The sequence below is a fragment of the Uruburuella suis genome (assembly GCF_004341385.1).
Classification (GTDB): Bacteria; Pseudomonadota; Gammaproteobacteria; order Burkholderiales; family Neisseriaceae; genus Neisseria; species Neisseria suis.
The window spans coordinates 1-10,764 of sequence record NZ_SLXE01000052.1 but is presented as its reverse complement, the minus strand read 5'-3'; the positions used below and the strand labels follow the sequence as shown (position 1 = coordinate 10,764).

The following is a 10,764-nucleotide window of genomic DNA, read 5'->3' as shown; positions in this document are numbered from 1 at the left end:
AAGTATGTTTTGTTTGGCGACAAAAATTTTAACTTATCTGCCTTTCTTTTATCTGATTATTTTTATGACAAGTAATTGTCAGGACGCCCTAGTGCCGAATCTAAAAAATAACGAGGCAACGATTAGATTCGATATCACTCATTCATCAGGCGTTTCAGACGGCCTTATTCAGGCCCTTGCTCATTCGGCTGCAAATATTCGCTGCCGTGCAGCCACATCTGGCTGCCTACAGGCGCGCCCACCGCCGCCGCAAGATTGGTGCTCAAAGACGCGGCAAAGTTGCCCCGATAAAGCTTACTGCCCTGATGGGAAAGGTTGGAATTAGCATCGGCATAAATTTTGCCGCCTATGCCCCGCCACAAGCGGCAAAAGCCGTAGTCTTCCGATAAATAGCGGCGGCTTTCGGGGTCTATCATCACATCAAAAAAGCGGTAATGCAAACCCCGATTGTCCACGCCCAAAGAGTCGGGCACATATTGCCGCTCGGGATAAGCCGCCATCAGGCGCTCAAACACGCTGCGCTTGATCAGCATAAAACCGGTGGGCGCTTCATCCACTTCGAAAAAACCGTCTGCACCGATATGCAGATGCACTTCGCCATTATCCTTCACCGCACCGGTATTGACCGTGTAGTGGTTATATCCGGCTTCGAATTGCGCTTGGGTGGTGCCTTGCGGCAGGCCTTCTTGCGGCCAGTTTTCATGTTTGAGCGGATACACGCCACAGGCAACATCATAATCCGACAACAGCAGCCGATAAACCGCTTGCGGCGAAAAGCCGATATCGGAATCGATCCAGAATAAATGCGTCCATTGCGGGTTGGCCAAAAAATTGGCCACAGCATTATTGCGGGCGCGGGTAATCAGACTCTCGCCTCTTTGCAACGACACCTGCAAAGACAGGCCTTGTTGCGCCGCAGACGACACCAAATTGAGCAAAGAGAGCGTGTAATTGTGAAAATATTTGCCGTCGTGGCTGGGTGTCATCACCACCGGAAACATATCGGCCAAGGCAGAAGTGGGCAGCATTTTGCGTTGATTCCTCTCAATAAACGAATCAGACCAAACCTAAAAACAACCTAGCTTCGTTTCTCGCCTTGCCGTGCTGGCTGTACGGTCTGCGGCTCGCCGCTTGGTTATCTTCATTTTTTAGACTTGGCATAAGCCGGCCATATCCGGCCTGATTAGGGGCTGTTCACAATTCATCCGCGCGTAAGATTTTGAGCGCAAAAGCGTGCTTGCAAGACGAAAAGCGCAGCAAGGTTGGACACCTTGCGAGGCTTTTTAACGCAGCAGATGCATTTTCAGGGGCGAAATCCCCCTCATAAACGAATTGTCAGGACGCCCTAATGCAACCACTGTACCAACGGGTGGTTACCGCCGTAAGTTAACAATGCGGCTGTGAGCAGCATATTGGCTACCACAGTCAGCCAAAACACGCGCACAAAGCCGGCTTTGGTGGTTTTGTGGTTAAACAGCGAACGCGCCACCAGCGCGCCCGGCCAGCCGCCGCACATGCTGAACAAGTGCAGCGTATTTTCTGCGGTACGCTGGCGGCGCTTGCCTGATGCATTGGCCAGCGCAGCCGATTTGTCGGCCGCATAAAGCATCAAAGCCACAAGGCTGAGCGCGCCGTAAACCCACGCCAGCTTGGGCAACATCACCCATAGCACCGCCAAATAAACGCCGCTGATCAGGCTGTAGGCCAAAAATTTAGGCACATTCAAACTCATCTGATTTTGGTCGTAGGTTTCATCCGACGCCAACGTGTGTTCATGCTCGCTAAGCACCACTTTAACCGCTTTCTGCCGCTCCCCCGATACCGGGCGGTCGCAAAAAAAGCTGACCTTGTCGCCGATTTGCGGGCGGCGTTTGCGGTAATGGTAAGCGGAAACGTGAAAAAACACATCGCGCCGCTTTGCGCCGGCCTGAATGAAACCATAGCCCTTGTCGTCATCCCAAAACGCAACGCTGCCGTGCAACACGGTATTGGCAGGCAAAGGCGGCGGCGCTTTTTCTTTGGGCAATGCTTGGGCAATGTCGATAGGCTCGGCATGGATATTCAACAATACTTCTCCTTGCGCTTCAATCTCAGCCGGCGTTTCGGCAAACGAGCCATCCGAGCTGATTGGCTCGGCTGCCACATCGGTGCTTTGCGGGGGCTCTGATGCCGAATCCGTATCTACATCGGGCTGTTTGTCCGGCTCGGCAATATCCGTCGGCACAACTTCAGCCGCCTCTTCTGTGGGTGCTTCAGCAACCGTTACCGGCTTGGCGGCAATGTCGGCTTCCTCCAGAATATCCACATCGCGCAGCAGCCAGCTGCCGGGCTTGTATTCCATCAACGTGCCCCGCAAGGGCTCGCCGGGCTCGGGTATGCGCAGCTGGCTGTTGAGAAACTGCCCCAACACAAACACAGGCATGGGGCCGTAGAGACCATAGCCGCCGTTTTGCCGCATATCCCATTCATGCAGCCGAATGATGATGCGGCGGCCTACGCGCAGATCTTTCGCCTCTTCATCCCACACCGGCTCCACCGAAAAAGCATGCAAACGCTCGTGTTTGTCGCGCCCGATGGCAAAGCGTACGGTGTCGCCCACTTGGGGATGTTGGTAATCTTCAGGCAGCTCTGCCGCCGACAAAATCACGCTGCAAGTGCCATTATATTCCGTTGTAATAGCACCCGCCCGCCGATTGGCAAACCAACGGGAAATGGTTCCGTAGTGTAATTGTTTTCCGCTCATTATTTTTTATTATCACGGATAGATTGCACATTCCCGCCGCGCCTTGCGCTTTGCATGAAATGTTTTACCCGCCGTATTGTGTGACTTATTATTTTTTAATGAAATGCAGCGCACAGCTATGACATGTGCGCGATTCCCCGTATGAAAAGCGGGTATTTTTTATCCGCAGGGTGGGATTATATAAAGATAACTTAGATGATAGCAACGTTTTTTACTTAGCCGGCATAGCTGCAGCCGGCACTGGGTTCGCCCAGCCGGAAATATCAATCACGATTGTAAACAAAACCGCAAGCGCCTCTTGCCCGCCTGCGCGTGCACATTGTCAGTATTTCAACAGCACCGCACCCCAAGCAAAGCCGCCGCCAATGCCTTCGAGCAGCAAGGTTTGACCGCGCTGGATTTGACCGCGGCGTATGCCCGTATCCAGCGCCAGCGGAATGGAGGCGGCAGAAGTATTGGCGTGCTCATCCACCGTGAGCACCACTTTATCCATGCTCAAGCCCAAATGCTTGGCCGTGGATTCGATAATGCGCTTGTTGGCTTGGTGCGGCACAATCCAATCAATTTCATCCACGCCGATACCGGCCTCTGCAATCACTTCTTCGGCCACTTTGGCCAATGTTTTCACGGCAAATTTAAACACACCCGGGCCGTCCATTTCCACATAAGGGTTGCCGCAAATTTCGCCGCCGGCCATATGCGCCGGCACTTTCAACAAACCCAAATGCGCGCCGTCGGCCTGCAATTTACCGCCGATAATGCCGGGCTCGTCTGATGCACCCAACACCACGGCGCCGGCACCGTCGCCAAACAGCACGCAGGTGGTGCGGTCGTTCCAATCGAGAATGCGGCTGAAGGTTTCCGCGCCGATCACCAGCGCTTTTTGCGCCATGCCGCTTTTGATATAAGCATGGGCGGTGGTGAGCGCATACATAAAGCCGGCGCACACCGCCGCCACGTCAAATGCGGGGCAGCCGGCCATGCCCAGCTTGTTTTGCACAATGGTGGCGGTGGCGGGAAACTGCATATCGGGCGTGGCGGTGGCCACCACAATCAAGTCGATATCTTCGGCGGCCAAGCCGGCATCATCCAGCGCCCGGCGGGCGGCGGCCACAGCCAAATCGCTGGTTTGCTCGTTATCGGCGGCAATATGGCGGAATTTGATGCCGGTGCGGCTGGTAATCCACTCATCAGAAGTGTCGACTTTTTGAGCCAGATCATCGTTGCTCACACGATTGGCCGGCAAATAGCTGCCGGTGCCGAGAATTTTAGCGTGTTTCATGACACAGCCTTTGGTTAACTTCGTAGACGGCTGATTGTAGCCAATCATCCCCGATTACTCAATGCAAGATACACGCAATTTAAGTAAAAGGTCTAAATAGCCGGCAATTCAATGTTTCAGACGGCCTGAACATCATGCCCAGGCCGTCTGAAAGCCCTTGTGGGCGCGGAAAATGCTTGATTAATGAAACTATTTTATTCGATATTGTTGGCCATAGCCGCTTGTTCGGCTTCCAGCCTTCTTTCGGTCAACACCGAAAGCTGCGCCGCCACACCCTGCTCGATTTTCGTCAAGCTGTCGGCTTTGGCCTCATAATAAGCCTCTTCGAGCGCATACATAAAACCTGTGGCATCCGTGCCGCCGTGGCTTTTAATCACCACGCCGCGCAGGCCGAGAAAGATGGCGCCATTGAAGCGGCGCGGGTCGAATTTGCTTTTAAAGCCGCGCAAAGCCGGCAGCGCCACCAATGCGGCGGCTTTGGTAAACAGGCTGCTTTGAAATTCCTGCTTGATGGCGCCGCCCATAAATTTCACCGCGCCTTCGATGGTTTTGAGCATGATGTTGCCCACAAAACCATCGGCCACCACCACATCCACTTCACCGCCAAACACGGCATTGCCCTCAACATTGCCGACAAAATTCATCTCGCTGCCCTTGAGCAGCTTAAAAGTTTGCTTCACCGTGTCGGTGCCTTTGATGTCTTCCGTGCCCACATTGAGCAAACCGATGCGCGGGCGGCCTTTTTCAGGATACAGCGCCTGCACAAGCTCGCCGCCGATCACGGCAAACTGCACCAATTGCTCAGCCGTGCAATCCACATTGGCACCCAAATCGAGCATCAGCGTCATGTGATCGCCTGCCGAGGGCAGAAATTTGGCAATGGCCGGCCGCTCGATGCCGGGAATGGTTTTGAGCACAAAACGGGCGGTAGCCATCAGCGCGCCGGTGTTGCCGGCAGACACGGCAGCCTGCGCCTTGCCCTCTTTTACCTGATTAATGGCCACGCGCATAGAAGAATCTTTTTTGTTTTTCAACGCCAGCTGAGGCGCTTCATCCATCGCCACCACTTGCGTGGCGTGTTGGATATCGATGCGCGCCATCGGCGCATGCGCGGCGGCCAGCGCCGATTGCAATTGCCCCTCATCACCTACCATAATCAGGCGTGCGGTGGGTTGTTGTTTCAAAAAGGCAAGTGCGCCCGGTATGGTTACGGCCAAACCGGCATCACCGCCCATGGCATCTACGGCCAAAGTAAGCATGCTGCTGCTCCCGATTCCTGTTGCAGGCACAAGGCTTGCGCTCAAATGTCTGTCGGGCAGGGAAATAATTGAAAATACCGTTCAGACGGCCTTTTGGTAATGCTCGATAATATCACAAGGCCGTCTGAACAGACTGACACCCAACCCGGACACAGCCGCAAAGCGGCGAGCCTCAGACAATGCAAATAGCAGGTCAAAACAGGTCAAATCGCGCCAGATTGTTTTTAAAATGGGTATTACGCGCGGCTCTCGGCGGCCAAGCGGTTGTGTTCGTCGATGTCTTCTGCATCCCACGGATAGTTGATCCACCAGTCTTCCACGGTAAGGCCGCTGAAATAAGGCATATTTGCAGGCAGCTGCCCCACTTTTTCCTTGATTTTTTCATGCAGCACGGCAATGCCGATGGTGCCGAAATCTTCTTGCGCCAATTCATTGAGCACGAATTCGAGCGTGGTGCGGCTGTCGTCCACCTCATCCACCACCAGCACGTTTTTGCCGCGCAATTCGCTCGGCAGCGGGTCAATCCATTGGATTTTGCGCACAGATTCGGTGGTTTGCCCTTCGTTGTCGCTGTCGTAATAAGCAGTGGTCACGGCATAAATCGGTATATCCAGAAAGCAGCGTAAAATACGGGCGGGAATAAAACCGCCGCCGCCGATCGCAATCATGGCATCGTAAGGCGTGTCGGCCGCCTGAATTTTGGCAGCAAGCTGTTTGATAACATGATGAATTTCATCGTAGGTATACCAGATTTTCTTTTTCATGATGGTTCACATTGTGAAGGCGTCGGAAGAGCCGGATTCAAACGGCAGCCGCCGGCAGATAAACGAAAAAAGCCGGCAATTGCGGTTTGAGAGCAATCTGCTGGCTTCCTTACAGGCAAAAGGCAGGGGATTATTCGCCTTTGGCTTTCACCACTTTACGGCCGCGATACATGCCGTTGGGTGAAATGTGGTGCGGGCGGTGCACTTCGCCGGTGTTGCCGTCAACCGACAGTGCCGGCGCAGTCAGCGCATCGTGCGAGCGGTGCATACCGCGTTTAGAGGGGGATTTCTTGTTTTGTTGAACGGCCATTTCAAGCTCCTAAATATCAAATACAAATGGGTTAGCGGCTGCTTTTCAGCCCTGCCAATACGGCAAACGGATTGGGTTTATCTTGATTGACTTCGGCCAATGCAGCATTGCCGCAATCCTCATGCCGTGGCGAAAACGGTAGCGCCATCAGGATTTGGTCTTCCACCAGCATACGCACATCCAACGCTTTTTGCAGCAGCATGCCCTCCAACTCATCATCGGAAAGCATGGCTTCATCCAAGCTTGCATCATCGGCAAACAACACCACGCGGCTTTGTTCGTCAAATTCAAACGGCATCGGCTTGATGCAGCGCTGACACACCAGCGGCACATCGCCTTTTACGCTCAAATCCAAATACAAACGCTGCCATCGGTCGCGCCCGCCTTGCAGCGTAAACGACACTTCGGCTTCTTTGTTTGCCAAATATTCGTGCGACCAAACGCGCTCATCCAGCTGATTGAGCGCCAGCCTGCCTTGCAAACGGCGCCCTTCTGCGGCGAACACTTCGGGGTCAATCAAATTAGGGTCTAACATAAACGGGCTATGATATAATTTAAGCAGATTAACGTCAATGCTTTTACACAAATGAATACACCACTTCCGCTTATTTTAGGCTCAAGTTCGATTTTCCGCCAGCAGCAATTGCGCACACTGGGGCTGCCTTTCCAAACCGCCCGCCCCGATTTCGACGAAACACCCGAGCCGGGCGAAGCCGCATCGCAAACCGCCTTGAGGCTGGCCATCGGCAAAGCCCGCTCATTGGCCGGCACCTTTGAGCGCGCGCTGATTATCGGCGCCGACCAAGTGGCCTGCTGCAACGGTCGCCAGCTGGGCAAGCCGGAAAGCGTGGCAAAAGCACAACAAATGCTGGCCGAGCTATCCGGCCAAACCATCACCTTTTACAGCGCTTTATGTCTCCTCAACAGCGAAAGCGGCCGCCTGCACATTCACACCGACACCACCATAGTAAGCATGCGCCCTCTTTCAGCCGAACAAATCCGCCGCTATCTCGAGCGCGAGCCGGATGCGGTTTATTGCGCCGGTGCCGCCAAAAGCGAAGGTTTGGGCGCAGCCTTGCTGGAAAAAATCGAGAGCAGCGACCCCAACGCCCTGATCGGCCTGCCCATCTTCAAGCTGGTTGACTTTTTGCAAGCCGAAGGCATGGACATTTTGTAGCATTTTTCACCCGTGCACCTGCATTTTCAGACGGCCTGAACGCCCATACCAAACCATTCCCATTTAAACGAAAGCCCGCCATGACCGCCGCACCCATACTTTATCTGATTCCCACCCCGCTCGGCGCGCCCGACACGCCCTGCCTGCTGCCGCACGAGCAAGCACAAATCACCGGCCTCACCGATTTTGTGGTGGAAGCCGAAAAAACCGCCCGCGCCCATTTAAAGCATTTGGGCATCACCACACCGATTCGCACGCTCAATCTGCAAGCGCTCAATGAGCACACAAACCCCCAAATCCTGCCCGATTTATTGCAGCCGCTGCACCAAGGCCGCAGCATGGGTTTGCTCAGCGAAGCCGGCTGCCCAGCCGTGGCCGACCCCGGCGCCAACTTGGTGGCACTCGCGCACGCCGGCGGCTTCGAAGTGCGCCCGCTTGTCGGCCCCTCCAGCCTGCTGCTAGCCTTGATGGCTTCGGGCGCCAACGGTCAAAACTTTGCTTTTAAAGGCTATCTGCCCGCCGATAAAGCCCAGCGCATCAGCGCCCTCAAAGCGCTGGAACAACGCTCGCACCAACACAACGAAACCCAGCTTTTCATCGAAACCCCTTACCGCAACGATGCGCTGCTCGCCGATGCCGTTGCCACCCTCAGCCCCGCCACCCGCCTGTGCACCGCCTGCGATTTAACCCTGCCCGGCCAGCAAATCATCAGCCAAACCATTGCCCAATGGCGCAAAAGCAGCTTGCCCGACCTGAAAAAGCGGCCGACCATTTTCGTGCTCCATGCCGCACAAACCAGAACCTGAAGCCGGAAACTTTTCAGACGCCCTAAAACTTAAATATAAAAATCAATAAAATAGCAACAACATCTCACAAGCGCTTGTCAAAACAGCCGCCACTCACTATAATGCACAGCTTATTCGGAATGTAGCGCAGCCCGGTAGCGCACTTCGTTCGGGACGAAGGGGTCGGAGGTTCGAATCCTCTCATTCCGACCAAATATTTCAGCTTGCTTTGATTCGTCAAAGCAGGCTGATTTACATTTAAGGGTTTGGACATCTGCAAACAATATAGCCCACGGGTTGAGCTGCGATGCAGCCGCAAGCCAACGATATTAAAGTGATTAAATCCAATTCGCATGGCTGAAAAATAAACTGAAATCCAATTCGGTTTAACCACACCGGTTCGCGCAAGCACAAAAAGCTCCAGCTTTACAGCCATATATAGTGAAATGCAAGAAAAAGTGACACGAAATGCACTCTGAAACAGCGTAGGTTGGGTTGCCAAACCCAACATTTCAGACGGCTTGTGGATTTGTTGAGTTTTCAACCCAACCTACCCGTCGTATCACTTTTTTATGCATTCCACTATATATAAAGGCCGTCTGAAAACTTTTCAGACGGCCTTTATATATCATGCTGATGCAATCATCACACCACATAAAAATACACACAAATAAACTGCGCCAAGCTGCCGCCGAGCACAAACAAATGCCAAATGCCGTGGCCGTATTTGATTTTTTCATCGTTGATAAACCAATAAATGCCGCCGCTGTAGAGCAAGCCGCCGAGCACCAGCCAGAAAAGCCCCCAAGCAGGCAGGGTTTGCAGCAGCGGATACATCGCCACCACCACCAACCAGCCCATCACCATATATAAAATCATCGACAGCAAACGCTTTTCGCTCTTGCGCCCGATGGTGAGCTCTTGCGCAATGCCAAACGCGGCCAGCCCCCACGACACACCAAACAGCGACCAGCCCCATGCGCCGTTGAGCGTTACCAGCGTAAACGGCGTGTAGCTGCCGGCAATCAGCAGATAAATGGCGCAATGGTCAAATTTCTGCAACACCCCTTTCACGCCCGGATGGCGGGTGCTGTGATAAATGGTGGAGCCCATATAAAGTAAAATCAGGCACACGCCGTAAGCGGTCGAGCTGATGATTTTATACACATCTTGCGTGTGCCCTGCTTTTTGCAGCAACATCACCGTGCCAATCACAGCCAACACCGCGCCAAGCAAATGGCTGTAAGCATTAAAACGCTCACCTGGATACATAACACATCCTGTTCAAAAATCGTTCTCATCTAAACAAGGAGCAAGTGTACGCTATTTTCGGCAGCTTAAGGCCGTCTGAACACATAAAATCAAGTTAGAACATGTTGCAGAAATTGAGCGGGCATCACGCAAAAAGCAGAACAGCAGGCAAAAAACAGACGGCAAAAACCAACCATGCCGTCTGAAGCCTCAGCCATCACAAAACTTTATCCAACCCGCATCTGCCCCACCCCACCATGTGCATTCGCAATAACCCAAGCGACAACACACAACTCGAAACCGCTGCACCTCACCCGAGCCGGCAGCTGCAATCAACCGCAAGGCAAGCACTTATCAGCCTAGCGGGCGCTTGAAAAACCACGGCCAAAGCGGGCGAAAATGCTATTTATGTTTTCCATTCAACCACAAATCTTTAGAAAAATTCTACACAAAATACAGTAAAAATAAAAATTTTAAAAATATAAAAATTTCAATATATTGTTTTTAAATTATATTTATTTTTAAATTTTATAAAATTGCCGACAAAATAGAAATAAATTGTTGTCAATTTTACCATTCCAAACAAAAGGCCGTCTGAAACTTTTCAGACGGCCTGCCGGCTTTTCAAAACACAGTTTATAACGGATTATACTCATTCTAAAAAATAACCTTACCAAATAAAAGCAGTTCGGCAGCATCATCCGCGTAGGTCGGATTCTTGAATCCGACGTTTAGCCAACGGCCAAAGCGATGTGGGTGCCTTGTTCTACGAACAAGTGTCGGATTCGAGAATCCGACCTACGGGCTGCTTGTTTGTATATTATTTTTTGAATGGGTATTATTGCGTCGGTAATGAAATATCGAACATTTCACAATGCCGGCTACCCGCTCCCATCTTAAGATATCCATCCGAAAAAATAAGATAACAAAGCGGCGAGCCGAAGACAGTACACCTATAGTGGAATGCATAAAAGAGTGACACAGCAGGTAGGTTGGGTTGTAAACCCAACAAATCCACAAGCCGTCTGAAACGTTGGGTTTGTCAACCCAACCTACGCCGTTGCAAAATGTAGTTTTGTGTCACTTTTTCTTGATTTCGGCGTAAGGGACAAAAAAGGTGCTCTTTTGAAGAAACATCTTCCTAAGGGACATTTTAGGTGCTGTTAAGGTTTTTCCGAGAAAAATAATCCTTA

General features: G+C 52.3%; 10 protein-coding genes and 1 tRNA gene. 3 read left to right on the top strand and 8 right to left on the bottom strand.

Annotation, left to right across the window (positions count from 1 at the left end):
- Window positions 1–164: 164 nt before the first annotated feature.
- The 7 genes from EV680_RS11590 to EV680_RS11560 all read right to left on the bottom strand — a co-directional run bounded on the left by EV680_RS11590 (window position 165) and on the right by EV680_RS11560 (window position 6,893).
- Entirely contained in the window at window positions 165–1,028 is an 864-nt protein-coding gene (locus EV680_RS11590; RefSeq protein ID WP_132954903.1) for a hypothetical protein, read from the bottom strand.
- 317 nt (window positions 1,029–1,345) lie between these two features.
- Complete coding sequence (locus EV680_RS11585) at window positions 1,346–2,647, bottom strand: DUF1294 domain-containing protein (protein WP_165870945.1); 1,302 nt, start codon at window positions 2,645–2,647, stop codon at window positions 1,346–1,348.
- A 418-nt stretch (window positions 2,648–3,065) separates the two neighbouring features.
- Window positions 3,066–4,025 (bottom strand): beta-ketoacyl-ACP synthase III, encoded by a 960-nt coding sequence (locus EV680_RS11580; protein ID WP_132954901.1) that lies wholly within the window; start codon window positions 4,023–4,025, stop codon window positions 3,066–3,068.
- A 194-nt stretch (window positions 4,026–4,219) separates the two neighbouring features.
- Entirely contained in the window at window positions 4,220–5,284 is a 1,065-nt protein-coding gene (gene plsX / locus EV680_RS11575; RefSeq protein WP_132954900.1) for a phosphate acyltransferase PlsX, read from the bottom strand.
- 236 nt (window positions 5,285–5,520) lie between these two features.
- Entirely contained in the window at window positions 5,521–6,048 is a 528-nt protein-coding gene (locus tag EV680_RS11570) for a phosphoribosyltransferase (RefSeq protein WP_132954899.1), read from the bottom strand.
- Between the two features lie 130 nt (window positions 6,049–6,178).
- Window positions 6,179–6,358, bottom strand: a complete 180-nt coding sequence (gene rpmF / locus EV680_RS11565) for a 50S ribosomal protein L32 (protein WP_089035754.1) — start codon at window positions 6,356–6,358, stop codon at window positions 6,179–6,181.
- Window positions 6,359–6,389: 31 nt separating this feature from the next.
- On the bottom strand, window positions 6,390–6,893 hold the full coding sequence (locus EV680_RS11560) for a YceD family protein (protein ID WP_132954898.1): 504 nt from the start codon (window positions 6,891–6,893) through the stop codon (window positions 6,390–6,392).
- 51 nt (window positions 6,894–6,944) lie between these two features.
- On the opposite strand from EV680_RS11560, the gene EV680_RS11555 reads away from it, so the two are divergent.
- From EV680_RS11555 to EV680_RS11545, 3 genes are all read left to right on the top strand, one after another.
- On the top strand, window positions 6,945–7,535 hold the full coding sequence (locus EV680_RS11555) for a Maf family protein (RefSeq protein ID WP_132954897.1): 591 nt from the start codon (window positions 6,945–6,947) through the stop codon (window positions 7,533–7,535).
- Window positions 7,536–7,615: 80 nt separating this feature from the next.
- Window positions 7,616–8,341 (top strand): SAM-dependent methyltransferase, encoded by a 726-nt coding sequence (locus EV680_RS11550; RefSeq protein ID WP_132954896.1) that lies wholly within the window; start codon window positions 7,616–7,618, stop codon window positions 8,339–8,341.
- Window positions 8,342–8,456: 115 nt separating this feature from the next.
- A tRNA-Pro gene (locus tag EV680_RS11545) sits at window positions 8,457–8,533 on the top strand.
- Window positions 8,534–8,965: 432 nt separating this feature from the next.
- Here EV680_RS11545 and trhA read toward each other — a convergent pair.
- Window positions 8,966–9,592 (bottom strand): PAQR family membrane homeostasis protein TrhA, encoded by a 627-nt coding sequence (gene trhA, locus EV680_RS11540; protein WP_132954895.1) that lies wholly within the window; start codon window positions 9,590–9,592, stop codon window positions 8,966–8,968.
- Window positions 9,593–10,764: the final 1,172 nt, after the last annotated feature.

What these genes read in the sequence shown, in the direction of transcription:
- EV680_RS11590 (WP_132954903.1), bottom strand. Translation starts at nt 1,028, where the DNA reads ATGCTGCCCACTTCTGCCTTGGCCGATATGTTTCCGGTGGTGATGACA.
- EV680_RS11580 (WP_132954901.1), bottom strand. Translation starts at nt 4,025, where the DNA reads ATGAAACACGCTAAAATTCTCGGCACCGGCAGCTATTTGCCGGCCAAT.
- plsX (WP_132954900.1), bottom strand. Translation starts at nt 5,284, where the DNA reads ATGCTTACTTTGGCCGTAGATGCCATGGGCGGTGATGCCGGTTTGGCC.
- EV680_RS11570 (WP_132954899.1), bottom strand. Translation starts at nt 6,048, where the DNA reads ATGAAAAAGAAAATCTGGTATACCTACGATGAAATTCATCATGTTATC.
- rpmF (WP_089035754.1), bottom strand. Translation starts at nt 6,358, where the DNA reads ATGGCCGTTCAACAAAACAAGAAATCCCCCTCTAAACGCGGTATGCAC.
- EV680_RS11560 (WP_132954898.1), bottom strand. Translation starts at nt 6,893, where the DNA reads ATGTTAGACCCTAATTTGATTGACCCCGAAGTGTTCGCCGCAGAAGGG.
- EV680_RS11555 (WP_132954897.1), top strand. Translation starts at nt 6,945, where the DNA reads ATGAATACACCACTTCCGCTTATTTTAGGCTCAAGTTCGATTTTCCGC.
- EV680_RS11550 (WP_132954896.1), top strand. Translation starts at nt 7,616, where the DNA reads ATGACCGCCGCACCCATACTTTATCTGATTCCCACCCCGCTCGGCGCG.
- trhA (WP_132954895.1), bottom strand. Translation starts at nt 9,592, where the DNA reads ATGTATCCAGGTGAGCGTTTTAATGCTTACAGCCATTTGCTTGGCGCG.